This window comes from Vibrio sp. V04_P4A5T148, assembly GCF_963875605.1.
Lineage (GTDB): Bacteria > Pseudomonadota > Gammaproteobacteria > Enterobacterales > Vibrionaceae > Vibrio > Vibrio anguillarum.
Genome location: NZ_CAWNMS010000016.1, coordinates 67,671 through 88,024 on the forward strand (window position 1 = coordinate 67,671; position 20,354 = coordinate 88,024).

General features: G+C 45.5%; 14 protein-coding genes. 3 read left to right on the plus strand and 11 right to left on the minus strand.

The features are described from left to right. Positions 1-49: 49 nt before the first annotated feature. The 9 genes from AACT18_RS00890 to AACT18_RS00930 all read right to left on the minus strand — a co-directional run bounded on the left by AACT18_RS00890 (position 50) and on the right by AACT18_RS00930 (position 13,811). On the minus strand, positions 50-2,968 hold the full coding sequence (locus AACT18_RS00890; protein ID WP_094125002.1) for an alkaline phosphatase family protein: 2,919 nt from the start codon (positions 2,966-2,968) through the stop codon (positions 50-52). Between the two features lie 176 nt (positions 2,969-3,144). After that, a complete protein-coding gene (locus AACT18_RS00895) occupies positions 3,145-4,158 on the minus strand; it encodes a LacI family DNA-binding transcriptional regulator (protein WP_026027775.1) in 1,014 nt (337 codons plus the stop codon). Between the two features lie 63 nt (positions 4,159-4,221). Continuing rightward, on the minus strand, positions 4,222-6,822 hold the full coding sequence (locus AACT18_RS00900; RefSeq protein WP_094125001.1) for a glycoside hydrolase family 3 protein: 2,601 nt from the start codon (positions 6,820-6,822) through the stop codon (positions 4,222-4,224). Then, complete coding sequence (locus AACT18_RS00905; protein ID WP_013868152.1) at positions 6,822-7,916, minus strand: ABC transporter ATP-binding protein; 1,095 nt, start codon at positions 7,914-7,916, stop codon at positions 6,822-6,824. Before AACT18_RS00905 ends, AACT18_RS00900 begins: the two co-directional genes overlap by 1 nt. 80 nt (positions 7,917-7,996) lie before the next feature. Beyond that, positions 7,997-8,863, minus strand: coding sequence for a carbohydrate ABC transporter permease (locus tag AACT18_RS00910; RefSeq protein ID WP_094125000.1), 867 nt, complete (start codon positions 8,861-8,863; stop codon positions 7,997-7,999). A gap of 4 nt (positions 8,864-8,867) precedes the next feature. After that, positions 8,868-9,854: a carbohydrate ABC transporter permease gene (locus AACT18_RS00915; protein WP_013868154.1), complete on the minus strand. Its 987-nt coding sequence runs from the start codon at positions 9,852-9,854 to the stop codon at positions 8,868-8,870. A gap of 95 nt (positions 9,855-9,949) precedes the next feature. After that, complete coding sequence (locus AACT18_RS00920) at positions 9,950-11,197, minus strand: extracellular solute-binding protein (protein WP_094124999.1); 1,248 nt, start codon at positions 11,195-11,197, stop codon at positions 9,950-9,952. Between the two features lie 30 nt (positions 11,198-11,227). Further along, entirely contained in the window at positions 11,228-12,235 is a 1,008-nt protein-coding gene (locus AACT18_RS00925) for a LacI family DNA-binding transcriptional regulator (RefSeq protein WP_017044901.1), read from the minus strand. 337 nt (positions 12,236-12,572) lie between these two features. Then, positions 12,573-13,811: a carbohydrate porin gene (locus AACT18_RS00930; protein WP_094124998.1), complete on the minus strand. Its 1,239-nt coding sequence runs from the start codon at positions 13,809-13,811 to the stop codon at positions 12,573-12,575. 460 nt (positions 13,812-14,271) lie between these two features. Between AACT18_RS00930 and AACT18_RS00935 the strand changes: the two genes are divergently transcribed. The 3 genes from AACT18_RS00935 to AACT18_RS00945 all read left to right on the plus strand — a co-directional run bounded on the left by AACT18_RS00935 (position 14,272) and on the right by AACT18_RS00945 (position 17,050). Beyond that, a complete protein-coding gene (locus AACT18_RS00935) occupies positions 14,272-15,606 on the plus strand; it encodes an MATE family efflux transporter (RefSeq protein ID WP_176428349.1) in 1,335 nt (444 codons plus the stop codon). A gap of 99 nt (positions 15,607-15,705) precedes the next feature. Beyond that, a complete protein-coding gene (locus AACT18_RS00940; RefSeq protein ID WP_017043842.1) occupies positions 15,706-16,335 on the plus strand; it encodes a hypothetical protein in 630 nt (209 codons plus the stop codon). Next, positions 16,313-17,050 (plus strand): MBL fold metallo-hydrolase, encoded by a 738-nt coding sequence (locus AACT18_RS00945; protein WP_013868161.1) that lies wholly within the window; start codon positions 16,313-16,315, stop codon positions 17,048-17,050. The genes AACT18_RS00940 and AACT18_RS00945 overlap by 23 nt, the downstream gene beginning before the upstream one ends. A 42-nt stretch (positions 17,051-17,092) precedes the next feature. Here the strand turns inward: AACT18_RS00945 and AACT18_RS00950 are convergent, their stop codons facing one another. Beyond that, positions 17,093-18,337: an MDR family MFS transporter gene (locus AACT18_RS00950; RefSeq protein ID WP_026027773.1), complete on the minus strand. Its 1,245-nt coding sequence runs from the start codon at positions 18,335-18,337 to the stop codon at positions 17,093-17,095. A gap of 256 nt (positions 18,338-18,593) precedes the next feature. After that, a complete protein-coding gene (locus tag AACT18_RS00955; protein WP_094143347.1) occupies positions 18,594-20,225 on the minus strand; it encodes a methyl-accepting chemotaxis protein in 1,632 nt (543 codons plus the stop codon). Positions 20,226-20,354 lie beyond the last annotated feature (129 nt).

Here is a 20,354-nt window from a genome sequence, read left to right on the forward strand (position 1 = left end):
GAGCCTAACGCTCACTTATTTCATTGGCAGTCATAACGGCCAACTCTCGCTAGCGAATATCCAACTGTTTAAGAACCGATGGATAACCCCACCCATCTTCACCAACTTTAACTTCGTCTCCCGTTAAATAGTGATAAAGAGTGGGCGCAAGTGAGCCATTTTCGACTGAACCGAGCGGCGTGGCTTGATTGCCAATTGGACTCCCCCAAAAACCGATAAAAGCATCTTTTTCTAGATAGCTTTCACCCGCATGACGCCCCGGAACTTTAGTATTAAAGCCAACGCCCTCTTTAGGAAATAGGTTAATGGTGCCCGCACGGTCGTCTTCATAAATAGCAGCGAGCTGATTAACCGAATCTGGACGGGACGTAAAACGTGTTAACTCTCGCCACTGCGCACTTGAGCACCACGTCTCAGCTTGATTCGCTTTAGCGTGATAAACGCAACGTTCGACGAGTTGTGCATAATGTTCTAGCTCGTCAGATGAAGGAGGCGACAAATAAGCATTTAGCTGCTGAACGCCAAGCAACAATGGCTGGCCCGATTCAGCAAAATAGCGCAGTTTATCACCCTTTTTTTCAATCCATTCATCCACTCGTTTACCTTGCCGCTCGCCAACCAACCGTACAGAACAGCCTGTTAAATCACATGGTTTTTCTCTCACAACTAAATAATCTAGGCTTTCAGCAAGTCGCGCTACGGTTTCATCGATCACATCAACTGGCTGCCCTGGCTTAGAATGGATCGGTTGCCAACGGATCAACTCTTGATAAACCGGTTGAACTTCCCATCCAGCTTCTGCATTAAAGAAATCCATCATAAAATTTCCACCCGCAGTGGAAGCGACGACCACATCAATCCCTTTGTTTGACGGCGCGTTAATCGTATTCGTCATTTTTGGCCCTTCTCCCTCATCCGATGAGATTTTCTTCACCTTGAGTTTTATTCCCAGTTGTGAGGCTAGCGGTTCAAAGATCTGTTTTTCTGGATTGAGGGAGAAATAAACAGGCGCTAAACCATGATCGCCAGCCATGCCCCATAACGTGCGGTCATATACTCCCGCGTCTTGATAGGTTGCTTCTATTTGCGCTAGCCAGTAATCGAGGCGGTTTAGTTCCCCAGTTGGCATGATGACTTCATCGCTGAATGGGCCGCTAAAATGAGCAAAATGATCCGGCCATGGATTATAAATCAGCGTATAGTCGGGCATTCCTTTCAGTTCTTTTTGTGCAAGTTGTTTCAACTGGTGAGCAAGCACTTGATGGCGAGTCCAGCGAGTATAAAAATCCCACTTGCTTATCTGCTGATAGCGCGTGACCTCTTCAACTAATGTCGCTCGCAACTGTTGGAGTTCACGTTCGACAATCGCGCGCTCTTTCAGCTCACGCACACACCGCTTTTCACCAAAATCACGTAGTGCCTCACCCGCCCCCAAATTCACTAAACCATCATAAGTGGTATGAGCATTCCAATCGTATTGCGCATTGCAGTTGAGGGTGTTGAGGTAAGCGAGGCGATCAAACATCGTTTGTACTTGGTTTTTAGCCAGTAAGCGATCAAGCTGCAGTGCATCATTACCAAAAAAGTAATAAGCACGGTCGGTTGTGCGATCAACAAAGTGGAAATTAGGTATGCCAGTACCGCCTTGGCCGGACACCTTCGCTCCTGTTTTTATGATCGGTAAATTACGCACACTGATCGTTGGTGTTGATGAAATACCCACTTGAGTAATAGAAGCGCGATGATCACGATACAAGCGTTTAAAAAACGGCAAGTAATGTGGATCGTGGTAAGGCTGCTCAGCCAATATCTGCATGAAACGTACTTGCTGCTGATGTTCGGGTTGAACCACCTCCATTGAAGAAGGCTTAGTGCTCAATCGATTGTTGTGATCTTGGTGAGCTTTGCGGATAAATGGCTTACTCGGGTCAACCAAACCTTCGATCAGCCCTTGTTGCAAAGCATCCACGGTGATCTGCACTGCCATACGACGTTGTTGCTGAGAGCGGAGAAACGCAATCAATGCTTGAGGATCATCATCAAGTGCTTTTTGTAACCAGGAATTTAGTGCTTGTTCACGCTCTTGCTGATAGACAAATTGACGGTAGCCTTTTAATACGTTCATACGCACAAAATCAATCAAAGTAACCGTGATTGCCTCTGCTTTGTTGTTCACACGTGCTGTATTTTCTGGCTTTGCATCTTCTAATACCCCAAAAAGGGCTTGCTTCATCTCTCCTTCATCCATCCCATTAGCAGCCTGACTAATGATTTGGATCACTATCGGTTGGATTTTATTAATCAGCAATCGATCGGGTTCACTTGACGTCAGATATTGATAGTGATCCGGCAATCTCTCAAGCTGTTGCCACTCACCAATTTCAACCAAGGCATCATATACAGTCACCATGGCCGCAATAAATTGGGCATCCACTTTAATCCCTTCATGATGCCCTTGATCTTTAATATTCTCTTTTTGTTCACTCACCACCTCTTCCCCATAATGGTAGAGGCTATGCTCGAATCCCTTTAAAACCTTTGCGTCATAAACAGTACTTAAATACTGTTTAAATACATCATCATTTTCTAACCCCGTATAACGATCATAATATTGATATAAAAAGTAGCCCAGCGGGATGGCGTAAGTTGGGTTAGAAATTTGTGCAATAACGCGAGCTTTTGTTTTTGCATCTAAAGGCAACATAAGGATATAGCTATCGAGTGTTACCCCGGCGATGGTAAATAAGGTCGAATCACGGGCAAAGCGTGTTGAATAGCTTAAAGACGACGCCATTTGATTTTTCAATATTTGCGCCGAATTAAACAGCCCGCCAACCACTGGCGCATCACTGATAGCAGCGAAAGAAGTTGATGAAAGTAAAGAAGTTAAGAGTAACGCGATAGGTTTTAGCCGCCCAAAAGAATAAAATATCATACTGTTTTCCCTACAGTTATTGCATGCGCACATTGTGGCAAGCTTACTCGTAAGGTCAAGTTGTAAGTCATATTGATGTTATAAGCCAACGATACACGAAGATGAATGTGAGGATTTAGTGGTAAACCTTAGCTCTCAAGGCACATTAGTTCGCCAATTCCGACGGTTATAATTTCATGTCCGACTAGCCCTCTAACGAGGGCTTTTTATTAACGATAGATAGACTTTGTGGACTCTCGCACAATTAAATCGATAGGGGGTAACCTAGCATCGTGCCTCTCACCACTGAGCAAGTTGAGAATGGAATGCGCACACACCGCACCGATCTCTTCAATTGGTTGGCGCAATGTCGTTAAGGCCGGAGTGAAATACTGAGAGACAGGTAAGTCATCAAAACCAATCACTGAAACATCATCTGGCACTCGCACTCCGTGGTCAGTTAACGCCTTAATGGCACCATAAGCCGTTTGATCATTAGCAGCAAAAATCGCCGAGAAATGGACTTTCGACTGCAACAGTTCAACCGTCTTTTCATACCCACATTCAGAGCTAAAGTCACCTTGTTTAATGAGTTTAGGCATAGGCTTAATTCCCGCTTCACGAAGCGCTTTTTGGTAGCCAGTGAAACGGGCGGTTGAATCAGGCTGATTAGCGAGCCCTTTTATATGAGCAATGTTCACGTGCCCTAATTGCAATAGGTGCAAGGTGGCAATATAACCGCCGAGTACATTGTCCACATTAATGCAACGTACATTATTACTAACAATTTGGTGGCCGACAGCAATGATGGGAATCGATTGAGCATATTTGAGGATTTGATCGCTTTTTAAACTGCCTGTCACTATGATCATTCCATCGACATTGCTTCTGGCAAGATACTCCAGTGCATGTGCTTCCAAGTTTTTCTGCCACTGACCTGTGGCAATCACCAGTGAATACCCTTGGGTCATTAATACCTTCTCCATGTCATTCAGAATTCGACTGGTGTGAGGGCTCTCTGCGTGCTGCACTAATACACCAATAGTCATCGAACGCTTATTGCCTAGATGACTGGTTGGGTAACTAGGTTTGTAGCCAAGGGTTTTAATTGCACGTTCAATATTTTGGCTTTTTTCATCCGATACGTAAGTTGTGCGATTCAAAAAACGAGAGACAGTGCTTGCCGAAACTTCGGCAAGCTTAGCGACATCATAAACAGTGGGTGCTTTCTTTGATTTTCTCATGGCGATGTTTGGCCCTTTAGAAGCACTCCTTCTCCACACGGAGAAGGAGTCTATCGTTTCTTTTTACTGTGTATCCCAACATATATTGGCGATCACAAATTGACACTCACCATTAGTAAATAATGAGAAGGGCGTGTCGAGATGAGTAAAACTTAATCCCTGCTCAGAGAAATGTGAACAAGCAATGTTCACGCGCGTAAAGCTATCATTGACGGTGGAAAAGTAGTGGCTGACGTCCACTTTAACCACGTTATCAATATCCCCCAAACATCCAGGAACAACGGCGCGTTGCAGTGACAAATAAACAGGTTCTGTTGCCGCTCTGAGCACTTTAATCTCAAAACTGACCACACCATGCGCATTATCGTAATGGCTGAAATCTTCCGCTTGCCCTAGCCCCGTTTGCGCATAAACCATTGCTCCACCCCCCAGAATTTCTACCTCAACGGCGTCTTGCTGCTGCTGGTAGTTATACGGCTTAGTTCGGACAGCACCGAGTTTCATCACGTTGTTGCGTGAGACATCCACGCCCATCCAATGTTCAGCATCCGACACTTTAAGTTGATAATCGCCTATCGTCGCCATAATGCCATACAGATGCTCTGCATGTGTTGCTTGCCATTTTACTTCTTCTGAGTCGATATCTAGATCAAGGTTATCCAAATCTCGAGTTTGTTTTTTTTCAGCGTAATTAAGCCCATAACCGTATTCAAATAAAGGAGCATGTTCCCCAACAGGAGACTGCTCACATTCAGGCACGACATAGTTGGGAATATGAGGAGGAATACGGTTCACACAGGTGCTGCGCTTTTTATTGGGCCAACTGAATGACAAGGTACCAGAGAAGTCGATATTAACTTCACCATTCTCTTTAGCCACTAAAACATCAGTAATGCCACGTCCTTCGCTGCCGGGTAAAAATGCCGCAACAAAAGCATCAGACAAGGATATTTCTTCATTGACAAACAGTGGACGACCGCTAAAGAAAATCGATACCACTTTTACGCCGCGCTTATGAAATGCTTTGATTTTTTCGCTATCTGCTCGGTAGCGACGTTTCAAGGTTGAAAACTCCAAAGATTGCCACGCTTTGATGTCACCCATCATTTCAGAATAAGGATCTTCACCAAACACCACAACCGCAATATCACCCGCTTGCCAATCACCTGCTAATTCTGGATCGTAGCAAACATTATCTATGCCCAATTCGGCTTCTAACGCCATTTTCACTGTGGTGGCTCCGGGGAAATCGGCTAAGTTATTTTCATCCCCTTGCCAAGTGAGATTCCACCCGCCCGCTTGCTTTTGCAAATCATTGGCGCCGCTGCCCGTTAACACAACCTTGCACCCACGTTTGAGCGGTAAAATACCCTTGTTATTTTTCAACAGTACCATCGATTGCTGCACGGCTTGGCGAGCGATAGCACGATGTTCAGAGCAACCAATCAAAGACTGCTGACCAGCCAAAGCTCGCGCTGAAGGATGCGGTTTTTTCCATAAACCCGCGCGCATTTTCACCCGTAAAATACGCGTCACAGCATCATCAATTCGGCTCTGGCTCAGTACTCCACTTTTGGCATCGCTCACCGCTTGACGATAGGCTGATTGCCAATGCTCACGAATAGGGATCATTAAGATATCGTTACCCGCATTGATAGCGTAAGTCGCATTACCATCGGTACATTTACTGACTTCAGAATGACCATGCCAATCGGTTACAACTAATCCATCAAAGCCCATTTGATCTTTCAAAACATCAGTGAGTAGGTACTTACTGCCATGAATTTTGAGGTTGTAATCACCTGAAATGTGCGGCGCGTGATCGTAGTTCGCTTGGTTATCCCACGAGTTAAATGAAGACATCACCACTTGCGCACCGGCATTAAGGCCACTGAAATAGCCCATGGCATGCACGTTACGCAGCAGATCTTCACTGTAAGTATTGCTGCCACGATCAACACCATTCACTGTGCCGCCATCGCCCACCCAATGTTTGACGTTTGAGATCACATGATGCTCACCTTGTAAGTCAATGGCGTCACCTTGCAAACCTGCGACCATTTCACTGGCATAAACATAAGTCACTTCGGGGTCTTCAGAGTAACCTTCATAACAGCGCCCCCAACGCAAATCACGAGGGGTGGCCACGGTTGGTGCAAAGGTCCAATCAATACCCGTCGCGGCGATTTCCAGCGCGGTAATACGGCCAATTTTGCGAATTAAAGCAGGATTGCGCGCGCACCCCAACCCAATATTGTGCGGAAATACGGTTGCACCAAAGACGTTATTGTGGCCGTGTACTGCGTCAGTCCCCCACATAAACGGAATATGAAATGGGCGACCTTGATAAGCTTTTTCTGCGGCAAACCAGTATTCATCGGCTTTCGCTACCCATTCACTGGCTGGTGCATGTTTATTGCTGTTTGGCCAAGAGCCACCACCATTGAGTACCGTACCAATCTTATAATCGATGATTTCTTGCGGCGTAATATCGCGGATTTCTGGTTGGATAATCTGGCCAATTTTTTCTTCTAAGGTCATCAACTCTACGATTCTTGCTACTTGCTGTTCAATTTCAGGGTCAGCTTTGATTGCTGATTCTATTTTGGGCCAAACGTCGAAATAAGGGGCTTGCTTTATTATTGTCATCGTCTTGTTCACCATTAAAAACTGGCCAATGAGTTTTCACTCAGCGCATCAAAAATATGAATCGCATCTAGGTCGAGATAGAGTGTAACCTTCGTCACCTCTACCTCTGCCGCTTGGGTTTCCACCATCAAAGGCTGGCCTGCAACATGGGTTTTCAACAAAATACTCGCACCGAGCAACTCTTTATCTTTGAGCGTGACGGCAATTGGCAAGACGCGTTCATGGTTAACTTGTTCTGCGCGTAAGTGAATATCGGTGGGGCGAATACCGACATGCAATGCGAGGTTTTTAGACGCATGCGCTTTAAATCGCTCGGGAAGCGGGATAAAGATGTCACCCAGTTGGATAAGCCATTCGCCATCTTGCTGGATAAGTTGTGCATCAAGCATGTTCATCGAAGGGTTACCAATAAACTGCGCCACAAATTTGTTCGCCGGGCGTTGAAACACCTCTGTTGGCGTACCGACTTGCGCAACATAGCCATCTTTGAGGATCACAATGCGATCAGCGAGCGTCATGGCCTCAATTTGATCATGCGTAACATAAATAGTGGTGGTTTTAAGCTGACGATGTAACTGCTTGATCTCTTCGCGCATCACACCACGAAGTTTGGCATCTAAGTTAGAAAGTGGCTCATCAAACAAGAACACTTTTGGCGTACGCACCATGGCACGCCCCATCGCCACGCGTTGGCGTTGACCGCCGGATAACTCTTTAGGCTTACGATCAAGGAGCGGGTCAAGCTCTAACATTTTTGCCGCTTTACGCACTTCCTTATCGATTTCAGTTTTTGGCATGCCTTTTAACTTCAATGCAAACGCGATGTTTTCATACACGCTCATATGTGGGTAAAGCGCATAACTTTGGAACACCATCGCTAAGTCTCTATCTTTGGCATCTACGTTATTCATCCACTTGTCACCAACGTAAATATCACCGGCCGTAATCGACTCCAGCCCCGCCAACATGCGTAATGTGGTTGATTTTCCGCAACCCGATGGGCCAAGAAATACCACAAACTCACCATCATTCACCGTGAAATCAAAATGCCTAACAACATCCACATGACCAAACGACTTCTTAATGTTCTTAAATTCAACTTTTGCCATAATTTTTCTCCTTCACACTGCGCCTTCTTTCAACAAAACCACGCCAGCATGAGTAACTAAAATGAGGGATTAAAGGCCAATTAGCCTTTTACTGCACCGGATGTTAAGCCGCTTATCATCTGTTTGGACGCAAAGAGATAGATAGTCACCAACGGCAATATAGAAATGGTGGTGCCAAGCATCACCGCACCCCAAGGCGTATTTGGAATGCCTTGCACGCTACGTAACGCCTGAGTAATGACGTAGTTTTCTGGCGATGTGAGCACCACTAACGGGTTCATAAAGCTGTTCCAGAAAAAGACAAACTGTACAATCGCCAGTGTTGCCAACGCTGGTTTCATCAACGGCAAAACAACGCTCCAGTAAGTACGAAACTCTCCCGCGCCATCGAGTTTGCCCGCTTCTAATAACTCTTTAGGAATAGAGGCCATCACGTGTTGGCGCATTAGAAAAATCCCAAATGGAGTGGTGGTAAACGGCAGCCAAACCGCCATGTGGTTATCCATCAAACCCAGAAATTTCACGATCATAAAATAAGGGATCAAGCTCAAGACGGGTGGGATCATCATGGAAGCCACCAACATGCCAAATAGCGCGTTCTTACCTTTGAACTGAAACACAGCAAACGCGTAACCGCCCATACTGCAAAACAACAGTGAGATAGTGGTGCCTAAAAAGGCAATGTAGATAGAGTTAAACATCGCCTGCCAAAACGGCATAATCTGCAACAGCTTTGCATAGTTAATGGCTAAGCTATCCCCAATGGCAAAGCTGATGCCTGAACCGAAGATTTCCGTACGATCGCGCGTTGATAGCAGCGCCGACCACAAAAATGGGAAAACAGTGATCAACGCCGAGACAATCAATACAACCGCCAGTAGCGCCATCATTACTTTAGTGATGAGTTCAATGCTGCGATCACTGAGTTTTAAAGCGTGGATTGACATGCTATTACTCCCCCAACCCTTTTTTACCAAAGAAGAAAAACTGAATCGCAGTACAAGTTGCAATCAGCGCAAACAGCAGCCAAGAAATAGCGGATGCCGTGCCCATCTCTAGCCACTCCCAACCCACTTTGTAGAGATACATTGAGATGGTTAAGCCTGCTTGGCCTACGCCTCCGGTGCCGCGCGTTAATACAAACGGTTCTTCAAACAGTTGTAAGTTGCCAATGATGGTCATGGTGACGGCAAAGAAAACGAAAGGGCGAATCATCGGCAGTGAGATATTCCAAAAACGGCGAAAGGCGTTAGCGCCATCCATCCGCGCGGCCTCTAAAATTTCTTTGGGAATGGTCATTAAACCTGTGGTGTACAACACGATGTTAAAACCGGTGTATTTCCAAAAAACCATGATGGCAATCGAGGGTTTGATCATGTTGGCATCATCTAACCAACGGATAGGTTGATACTCATTAAGCCAAGAAAATGCCCAGCCAAAGACACTGCTATCAGCTAAAGCCATTAAGCTTTGGTTGATGATGCCCGAATTGGGTGAATACATATTGAAGAAGATGAGCGACGCCGCCACCGTTGAGGTAATGAATGGCAAAAAATAAGCGGATGTCAGCCAATGACGCAGCCGATCGCCCAATGAAACCAAAATATAGGCCACTGGAATAGCCACTAAATGTTGAGCGACGCCCGAGGTTATCGCCAACCACAATGTATTGCTTAATGAACGCCACAACCAAGGGTCGGTCAATGCAACTTGGTAGTTATCAAATCCCACATAATTCATGGCGGCAACCCCTTCGACGGGGTTCCACGCATGAAAAGAGAGATAGACAGAAAACAGGAGAGGAAAAACTCCAAAAACAGAAAAAATAATCAAAAACGGCAATAGAAACCCGTACGGTGTAAGCGCTTTCAAACTCAGGTGAGAAAAAAAACGTCGACCCGATGGCGCTTGCACAGCATTGCTCGTAACGTGATTCATAATAACGACCTCTTAGGCATAACATCATGCCTTCTATAACTTACGCTTAGTGAACCACCAGCACCGCTGGCGGTTCTTTTTTAATGATGACCGTGCTATTGCATATTACGGGTACGACGCTGAATCAAACGTTCTGCATCTTTCAGTGCGGCTTTGATGTCTTTGCCTTCATCCAACACTTCCATCAGTGCATTTTCTAAGATGATAGAACGAGCCACATGGTCGCCTTTCGCAGGCGCGACTGGTTTGATGTTTTTTGCCACATTCGCAAACAACAAACGCGCTTTTTGACCACCTAGAAATTCAATTTCTTCATTGAACATTGGGTCATCGTAAGTCGTGACATTAGAGGGGAACGCGGCAATCGTTTCGAACGCTTTAAGCTGCACATCACGGTTGGTTGTCATGTACTCAATCAGCTTCCACGCATCATCTTGATGTTTTGATTGAGTAGGGATTGAGAGAAATGAACCACCCCAACTGCCGTAAATACCATCAGGAAGGTTTGATACGGCCCATTTGCCTGCTGTATCTGGCGCAATCCAGTTTTTCAGATGTCCGAGTAACCACGCACCAGAAAGCTGAGTGGCAAAAGTACCGTTACGGAAACCTTCATACCATTCGTTAGACCATGCCAAAATTCGGCCATCTAGCCCTTTTTCACGAATCGTTTTTGCCACTTCAAATGCATGTACAAAACGTTCGGAAGTGACGACTGAATTTCCCTTACTATCAAAATACAATCCTTCGCCGTCAGGAACCGTGGTAAAAATGATCGCTTGTGCTACATCAGCGGCGGATGCAATCAGCTGTACGTTTTGTTTCTTCAATATTTCACCGGCTTTGATGTAGGAGTCCCAATCTTTTATCGCTTGATTGATGTCAATCCCCGCCTTTTCAAACACATCGGTTCGGTAGTACATCACGCCTGGGCCAAGGTCGACAGGAATGCCATACATATGGCCATCGCCACCCTTGCCTTGTGCCCAAGCATAAGGCGCAAAATGGTCTTGGAATTTGTCCGCGCCATATTTTTCCGACAAATTGACTAAGCCACCGGAGGCAACAAAGGGGCCAATTTTCTCTACATCAACCACAATCACATCCCCCGCTCCGGATCCTGTGGCAAGGTTCGTCGTCAGCTTGGTGTGGTGGTCGCCGTGGTTATTCATTAAATAGTCAACCTTGATACCACTCTTTTGTTCAAAGTCCGGCAATAAGACTTTCAAACTACTATCAAAGTCGGGGAAACCGTCTAAACGGATGGTGTGGTCGGCAGCATATGTAAGCGAAGAAAATCCTAAAGCCACGGCGCTTGATAGCACTAAGGTCTTAAATTTCATGATTCATCCTTAATATCTTTATTGTTAGGTTTATAGGGTGTTGAGTAAATTTTTGACGGAGTCTCGTATCACCAACGAAGGGGATAATTTGAAGTTCACGTCGCGTTTGTTTTTGTGCAGCTTTTGAATAACGAGCTGAACCGCTTCTAAGCTCATCTGTTCAAGAGGGAAATTCACGGTCGTTAACGCCGGGGTGAGGTAACGCGCGAATAAAATATCGTCAAATCCAACCAAGGATATGTGTTGTGGTATTTGCAACCCGACACGGCGCAACTCTTCAAATGCACCAAATGCCATATGATCGTTTGAAGCAAATACGGCGCTAAATTCACAGTGACGCATCAGTAATTTGCGCATCGCTTTGACGCCGGATTCTTCGGTAAAACCAGCTTCAGACACGAGTGCTTCTTCATAGTCAAGCCCAGCCTCTTCCAACGCTTTTCGGTAGCCTTGCAAACGGCCTCGCGCATCAGATTTATCCAATGGCCCAGTAATACAAGCAATTCGTTGATGACCCTGACTGAGTAAATACTGTGTCGCCAAAAAGCCACCTATCTCGTTATCAATGTCAATACAGCTGCTGGCCATTTCAGGAATAAAACGGTTCACTAGCACCAAATGAACCCCTTGTTGATCCAATTCAATCAAGTAGTCATCGGTTAGATGTTGAGTATGGAGAATTAATGCATCGACTCGGCGACCTAGCAGAAATTGCACCGACTCTTTTTGCCCTTGCTCTGTGTTCGAGCCTGCTGTCACGACGACGTGGTAGCCAAACTTACGCAGTTGCTCTTCAATGTTATGCAAAATGCTTGAATAAAAAGGGCCCCCTAATTCCGGTACTATGATGCCGATGCTCCCCGTACGGCTTGAGGCCAGTGCTTGAGCAATAGAATTGGGGCGGTAACCAAGATCTTTAATCGCCTTTTCGACTCTGAGTTTTTTATCGTGGCTAACACGGCTAGTTCCATTAATCACCCGCGACACCGTCGCTTGCGATACACCTGCATGTTCAGACACATCTTTAATTGTCGCCACTCTCGCCTCACAACATTACTGACAAAACCAACAAGAAACCGCTTTCATGAGCTAGTATTCAAGATATCCCCTCGCTTTAGCGTGAGAGAAATCACATCGAACTAGGCACACAAATGACAATTATCTAAACATTGAAAGCCACAGCAGTTTCCCAAGCAGCCATGAAACTGTTTCATGGCAATCGGAAGAGAGAAAAAGATGGTGGCCGATTACCGTAAATAAAAAAGGGCCACTAATGTGGCCCGAAAGCGTAAGTGTATCGCTGGAGGTTAAAAACCACGGCAGGCATCGAGCGAGCCGTGAAAAAAGAATGGACAGTTAATGATCAAATATGGGGTTACCACCACGCTTCCCACATCGCGCCAATCGTTACCGTATCTGGGTTACTTGCGGCTTTAAATAGGCCGTCTTTGTCGATCACAGTTTCGTTATCGGCATCACCCAAAGTGGCATAGAAACGGAGCATTGGTCGAGCGCCTGCACCTTTACCAAACGAAATGTTCTGCGATAGTGTCACTTTCCAAGAAGAGTTGGTGGCGTCGATGTTGTCAAAATCTACAACATCATAGCCAGCTTCTAACCACGTTGAGCTGGTCTCATCCCAAGAATACATCGGGCGGACCAACACGTTGTAGTTAGTACGGTCATACTGTTTGTATGCGCCATCTTCGTAGGCTTGATAAGCCGCTAGGTATTCGATCGCCGCATTGTCTCCCAGCGCCTTACTCCCATCAAAGCTCACCAACAACGCTGATTGATTCTCCGTTTTCCAAAAAACACTGTCTTTGGCGTTATCAGCATAACGCACCACCAAACGGTCATCCCCAAACTTCAATTCACCCGCCACTTGAAACGCGTTGAGTTTTTTGGCCGTTGGATCCGAATTGTCATCAAAGCCGTAGTTAGCATAAATGCTGAGATTGGTTGTATCAGAAAATTGAATGCCGTGGATTTTGGTGGTCAATGCGTAATTACCATCTGGATGATCGCTAGGAGAAGCTCCCGTTGCACTGACGACACTGGCGTCGAATTTAATGCCTCCTAGATTAAGGTTGTAGAAACCACCACCTTGCCCATCATGCGTCATCCAAAAATAGTCGTTCAAATTCGTTGAAATACGTTGGTGAAAGTCTCGACCAGCCCATACATAAAGTTCAGGTTGGCTTTCAAAAATGTTGGTTCCGCCAGCGTAAGCTTTAGGCACACCCACCTCATCACCCCAATGGTTGAACATCACCACCACATCCCAAATAGCACCGCTGTCACTGACGAATCCTTTACCAAATTGGAACTCACCACCGTTACCTTCGTTTCCTAAACGGCCTGTTGAGTTACCGTTTAAACGGCCATTGGTTTCAACCAGTTTGACATCGCCATTTTGGTAGGCTGCGCCATAGCGAGCATAACCAGAAAATACGATACCCGCAGGAACTTTTATATCCGGCGTCAGCACCAGCGGTTGTTGTTCTTTATCCAACACCTCAGGATTTGGCATTGGATCGTTGGCAAAAGAAGGAGCAGAAGAGAGTACGGCAGCCACAGCTAGGGATAGAGGTAGAAGCTTATAATTTTTCATGTTAAGTCCTATTAATCACTTGGTTTGTTTTTGTTCTGTGGTCAGTTTAAAAAATGAAACAAGTGAAAATTAGGTGTCGCTTCACAGCGCGCTCGACTGCTTTTGGCGATGAAACTGAGGAAGAGCGTTATTGTTATTTTTTATTAACACCATCAATACATTAAACGTAAATTGATTCACAAAACAGAAATGAAATCGGTTTCATTTCATAGAAATAGGACGAGTTCATCACGAGATTAACGCTCAAGTATTCACCAAGCGGTTAGATTTTTATGAAATATTTCATCAATATGATGATTTTCATGTCATTGCACGGAACAACTCGATGGGGATGGACGTCGCTCTCTTCACGTATAGCTGTTAACATACTCAACGCACATAACGTACAAACCATTCTGAGCTTGTTTTTCACCGCAGAGGCCACATATTAAAACCTCTACCCATATAGTTGAGCCGAGCAATGTCAAACACCACCCCGTTATCTCCACCTTCACTCACGCGCCAACTCTTGCAAATGACTTGGCCGATGATGTTTGGTGTGCTGTCCCTCATGAGCTTCCAACTGGTCGATAGTGCGTTTATCGGCCAACTTGGCGTGTTACCCCTTGCCGCGCAAGGGTTTACATTACCCATTCAGATGATCATTATTGGCCTTCAGGTTGGGCTTGGCATTGCGACCACAGCGGTGATTGCTCGCGCATTGGGTGCGGGCCAAATTCGCTACGCGAAGCAGCTTGGTGGGTTAGTCGTCGCTATCGGCAGCATTGGGGTTGCTCTGTTTTCAGTGATTATCTATTTACTGCGTCATCCCATCTTAGCGCTACTCAGCGCTCCTGAATCTGTATATCAGATCGTCGACAGCTACTGGATTTATTGGTTAGTCAGTGCTTGGGTGGGCGCGGTGCTGTACTTTTTATACAGCCTGTGTCGAGCCAATGGCAATACCATGTTGCCGGGTACTATGATGATGGTCACCAGCATTTTAAACCTGATTTTAGACCCTATTTTTATCTTCACTTTTGATTTGGGTATTGAAGGCGCAGCGCTGGCGACCATTCTAGCCTTTGGGATTGGCGTATTCGTGGTTGCGCCCAAGGTGTCGAAAAGACACTGGATGCTGTTTGATTGGTCAGATCTGGATGTAGGGAAAAGTATTCGCTCTATCAGCCATATCATGGGGCCGGCCATGATAAGCCAGCTTCTTCCACCGCTTTCTTCGATGCTGGCAACCAAGCTATTGGCCAGTTTCGGTACCGCAGCTGTCGCGGCATGGGCGTTAGGATCCCGTTTTGAGTTTTTTGCGATGGTCGCAATATTGGCATTAACTATGTCGATGCCACCGATGGTGGGTCGTTTGCTTGGCGCAGGCCAATTGCAAGACATTCGAAAATTGGTTCGTGTTGCGTGCCAATTTATTCTTGGGTTTCAGCTCATCATCGCCGTGGTGACCTATCTATTATCCGGCCACCTTGCAGTGCTGATGACCAGCGAACAAAGTGTCGAATCCATTTTGCACTGGCACTTAATGATCGTGCCAATCAGTTTAGGGCCGCTTGGTATCTGCATGTTAATGGTCTCGGTTTCTAATGCGTTAGCAAAATCATACACCGCCTTAACCATTTCCGCGCTGCGCCTGTTTGTGTTCTTCTTGCCCTGTTTATGGGTTGGCGCTCAAATAGCGGCACTGCATGGCCTGTTTATCGGGGCGTTGGTCGGTAACATCCTCGCAGGCCTTGCCGCGTGGGCGATGTACCAACGTGCACTTCGGCAAGTTGAGCAGCAGAAAAACCATTGAGTTTAGGTAACACAGAGCCAAAACGAGCAATCTAGTCTCAAAAATATGAATCTGGTCTATAGTTAACACACGTTAAGTTGATGAATATTTTCGATAACTATGGACAACAAACCGGTTTTCGTAATTGCGGCGGAAGTGGCAGCAGAGCTAAACCAAAGCGTACTCATTGCAAAAAAATTACTGCTTGTCGCCAGCAATGCCAGAGCTCTGGCTCTGCGTGCGGGCGAAAGTGCCGCAGGTTTTCGGCCAATTACTGATTCGATTGACGATTTAGTCCGCGTCACGCTAGAGGCGTCGCACACCATCAACTTGAAGGCGCAGCGTATCAGCCAACTCGCAACCGCAAGGACTCGTGCACGCGCTGCGCTTGAACGTTTTGAAAATGTGTATATACAAGCGCATAACGCTCGGCATTTACACAGTTTGGATGTCGTACATCATCAGAACCAAGAGGAATATAGCAAACTCAGTCACAGTTTCTACTCTGAAGCTCAAAACCTGCACGAGTTATTGCAAACCTTGTACGACAACCTGCGCATTGCACAAATCATCTCGATCATGCTGAGCGTGGAAGCCTCTCAAGCAGATGAGCGATATCAAGCCCAACTGCAAAGCATTGCGAATAACGTCGCTGAACTGGCAAAAGAAATTCAAGCTCACGTCATGCTATCGCTCAAAACATTCTCTCTCTTTTCTCAGGTGAACTATGCAATCAAAAATACTATTTGAACGCGGCCATCATCGCTGGGTGATGTTTGCTCGTGATCCAAACAAACCAGAAAAAATCATTGATACCAACCAATATATGATAGTCAATCGTGATCAAGCGATATTGCTAGACCCCGGTGGCATTGAACTGTTTTCGGCGATGCTCGGTTGCGTCGTGAAAGAAGTGCCGATTGAACATATCAAGCATCTTTTTGCCTCTCACCAAGATCCAGACATCATCTCTTCCCTCGGTTTATGGGATAAAGCACTGCCCAGTGCAACATTACATTCACCTTGGTTGTGGGAAGGGTTTATCCGCCATTTTGGTATGGAGTCAATTCAATTCTCCCCCATCAAAGATGAAGGTGGAAAAGTATCCTTATCAGGTCACGACCTGCACTTTATCCCAGCACATTACATGCACTCTTCTGGTAACTTTTCGGTTTACGACCCTGATGCAAAAATATTGATGTCTGGCGATATTGGTGCCGCGCTCGACAGCCCTAACGCCTCTTTTTTTGTAGAAGATTTTCAAAGCCATATTCCAAAAATGACTTATTTTCATCAACGTTGGATGCCATCTAACCGCGCCAAAAGTGATTGGATTGAGCGAGTCAGCCAGCTAGATATTGAGATGATGTGTCCGCAACATGGCGCTATTTTTCGGGGCGATGATGTTCAACGATTTTTGGAATGGCTAGATAAGCTGGAAGTTGGCGTAGCGATAAAAAAATAGCGCTGTTAAGGCTCTCGATGAGAGCCTTACAAAAAGAACAAATTAAGCTTGAGTAATGGGTTCACGCTCGACCGTATCGGGCTGATGCTCTGCGACCCAGTAAAGCCAAATCATCACTAGGCACAGCACAAAGCAAAGACCAAACAGCCAGTTTGAATTGAGGTATCCAATCACCGCCCCCCCAACCAGTGGCGCAATCGCAAAACCTAACGAGTAAAGCGCGGCGGCACCAAAGTAAGAACCACGCAAATGGGCGGGAGCCATGCGGTCTATTTGTACGTTTAAGGTTGGAAAAGCAATGACTTCGCCCATACTCAAAACAAAGCAAGCGAGCGCCCAACCAATCGGTAAATCTGCGGGGGTAAACAGAAAGCCGAGTTGCGCAAGCCCCATCAATAACATGCCGATCCGAGTTCGTACAAACAGCGGGACGTTTTCCAACCATTTCAACATTGGGAACTGGAAGATGATAATGGTCATGGTATTTACCAGCACTAACCCTGCGACAATTTGCGCTGCATCGGCGGCACTGGTGCGTACAATCACTTGTGGAATAGACGATTCTACCTGCCCATAGATGAACATCATGATGAAGTTCGCCACCATCAACTTCACAAAAATATTATCTTTACTGATCACTCTTAGCGTCGAAGAAAAATTAGGCAAACCAGAGCGATCGGGTTTGGTGTAGCGCCCTTTACGTTCAATACCGAGCAGCAGCCAAAAGCCAAACAATAAATACGTGCCGCCGGTAAAGAAAAAGAGAGTTTGTGGATGAGAAAGCCCAAACGTAATCCCAAGCAGTGGCCCAATGGCACCACCTAGATTGAGTAGGAAATAGCGGATGTTAAGCGCCAGCTCGCGATCTTTCAAATTCGGCAAGTTATCACCAATCACTGCTTTGCCCGGCGCTTCAATCATTGGTCGCATTAAACCAGTAAGGACGATAAGCACGTAAAACTGCCAGATTTGATCAGCCACACCAATGCCACTGTAGGCAAATGCAGCCATCACACTACCAAGAACCATCACCCACTTGCGACCAAATTTGTCGGAAAGATACCCTGAATACAGCCCAGTAATTGCTCCTACAACAGCAGAGGTCGCCAACATTCCACCCACTTCAATCGGCGATGCACCATAATCTTGGTAAAGGAACACGATCAAAAATGGCCATGCCATGAAAAAACTGGTACGAGCAATCAATGTTCCGGTTAATACCGTCCACACTGAAAAATTAAACCTTTTTACCCTTTCTAAACGAAATAAGCTTTCCTCTTTCGCCATAAAAACACTCCTTACTTTCAGCCACTTGACCATGCGTTCACACGATGAACATCACATTTCTAGTTCTTATTGGGTCAATATATGAAGATAATGTTAATAAAGATAGTGTTTTTTATACGAGGGGGATCGAATCATAAAAAAAAGCAGCTAACCCAAAAAAACCTAGTTATTTCGGATGGTTAGATATTCTTTGATTCATAAAAAAACCGCATAACCTTTCGAGTTATGCGGTTGAGACTAGGAAATAGTAGTCGATTTATAGTTTGAAGAAGGCGAGCTGCGCTTTTTGCTTCTCGGCCAATTGTGACAGTTCGGCACTGGCACTGGCGCTCTGGCTGATACCCGTTACGTTTTGATTTACAAGCTCAGACATATTAACCACGTTACGGTTAATATCTTGCGTGACTTGCGACTGCTCTTCTGCCGCAGTCGCCACTTGGGTATTTGAATCATTGATGTCTGAAACCGATTCCGTGATCCCAACAAGTGCATCATTTGCTCGTTGCGTTAACTCACCGTTACGCGCAAGCATCTCAATGCTGGTTTGCATACTATCGTTTGCAAGAATCGATTGGCTTTGCAGCTCTTCAATGATAACTCGAATCTCTTTAGTTGAACTCTCAGTACGTGCAGCAAGCATGCGGACTTCATCAGCCACGACCGCAAAACCACGACCAGTCTCACCTGCACGTGCCGCTTCAATAGCCGCATTCAGCGCCAATAAGTTGGTTTGTTCAGAGACACCTCGGATCACTTCAACGACATCGTTGATCTGCTCTGATTGCTCTTTTAGACGCAGAACTACGCTCGCAGCATGATTCAGCGCTTCTGACATTTGTAAGCTTGCTTGGGCGCTCTCTTTAAAAATAGCTAAGCCTGATTTAGCAAGTTCATCCGCTTCGCGAGCGGTTGAATCAGCGACCGTTGCGTTATCACTCACGTTGTTTGCTGTGCTCGCAAGTTCATTCACCGCCGAAGCAACTTGTTCAATTTCACTCAACTCTTGTTGTGCATTTGACTCTGCTTGCGTCATCACCGCAGCCAGCTCAGTTGAAGCTGACGCCACTTCTTCACTAATACGGTTTAAATGATCTACCGTAGCATGTAACTGAGAAGTAGTCGTATTGACATCTTTACCCAGCTTTGAGATTTCATTCTCGCCATCCGCATCAGCGCGAATGGTTAAGTTCCCCTGCGCTAATTCACGCATCACAGCTTGCAGCTTCTGAATCGGAGCCACAATCATATTCGAAAGGATCCAAGCCACCACAAGAGATAACGCAAGCACAGACAGTACAGTAAGCATCGCGGTGTTCATTGCGCTCTGTTCATGTGCTGCAATTTTATCCAATGCTTGATCTGCTTGCTGCTTAACTTTTTTACTCAGGTCAGAAACAGCACTGAGCATATCATGGCCTGTTTCTCTAAACTCGGAAATATATGACATGTATTCAGTTTCAGATACAGCGCCTTGATCATACCGTTCCAATAATGCCAACATTTGGTTTGAAAGAGTTACGTATTCATCCACACGGCTAAGAATATGAGAAACATCACCTTGATATCTTGACTCTTTTTGCAAATTTTTCAGTTGTGTGGCAATGTCATTTTTCGTTTGTTTTAACTCGAGTGGAAGCTCCTTACGATAGCGTGGGTCAATAATCGAATACAGTGCATTAATGCGCATCAAGTTAATATCATCGACTACAAATACGGACAATGTCTCCTCATTTTCTTGAACGGTACTTCTTACAGCCGTAGCCTCAAACTGATCATGCTCTAAATTATTTTTTGTAATCCACAGAGCGACTACTAAGGCAAATGTGGTAATTAAAACAGGAAGCAGTACCTGAGCTCGGATAGGCAAATCTTTCAGTGAAAAGTGCATAAATCTCTCTAAAATGTAGCGGTGGCCATAAAACCAAAAGGTAATGCACTGTAATTTATGCTAGATGAAAGCGACTAATGAATATTTATAAAATTATAAATAAAGAACAAACTCAATAAAAACAAACAA

Coding starts and splice junctions, on each gene's coding strand:
- AACT18_RS00930 (WP_094124998.1), bottom strand. CDS start 13,811: ATGAAAAATTATAAGCTTCTACCTCTATCCCTAGCTGTGGCTGCCGTA.
- AACT18_RS00915 (WP_013868154.1), bottom strand. CDS start 9,854: ATGAATCACGTTACGAGCAATGCTGTGCAAGCGCCATCGGGTCGACGT.
- AACT18_RS00920 (WP_094124999.1), bottom strand. CDS start 11,197: ATGAAATTTAAGACCTTAGTGCTATCAAGCGCCGTGGCTTTAGGATTT.
- AACT18_RS00900 (WP_094125001.1), bottom strand. CDS start 6,822: ATGGTGAACAAGACGATGACAATAATAAAGCAAGCCCCTTATTTCGAC.
- AACT18_RS00890 (WP_094125002.1), bottom strand. CDS start 2,968: ATGTGCGCATGCAATAACTGTAGGGAAAACAGTATGATATTTTATTCT.
- AACT18_RS00940 (WP_017043842.1), top strand. CDS start 15,706: ATGGACAACAAACCGGTTTTCGTAATTGCGGCGGAAGTGGCAGCAGAG.
- AACT18_RS00895 (WP_026027775.1), bottom strand. CDS start 4,158: ATGAGAAAATCAAAGAAAGCACCCACTGTTTATGATGTCGCTAAGCTT.
- AACT18_RS00945 (WP_013868161.1), top strand. CDS start 16,313: ATGCAATCAAAAATACTATTTGAACGCGGCCATCATCGCTGGGTGATG.
- AACT18_RS00950 (WP_026027773.1), bottom strand. CDS start 18,337: ATGGCGAAAGAGGAAAGCTTATTTCGTTTAGAAAGGGTAAAAAGGTTT.
- AACT18_RS00910 (WP_094125000.1), bottom strand. CDS start 8,863: ATGTCAATCCACGCTTTAAAACTCAGTGATCGCAGCATTGAACTCATC.
- AACT18_RS00905 (WP_013868152.1), bottom strand. CDS start 7,916: ATGGCAAAAGTTGAATTTAAGAACATTAAGAAGTCGTTTGGTCATGTG.
- AACT18_RS00955 (WP_094143347.1), bottom strand. CDS start 20,225: ATGCACTTTTCACTGAAAGATTTGCCTATCCGAGCTCAGGTACTGCTT.
- AACT18_RS00935 (WP_176428349.1), top strand. CDS start 14,272: ATGTCAAACACCACCCCGTTATCTCCACCTTCACTCACGCGCCAACTC.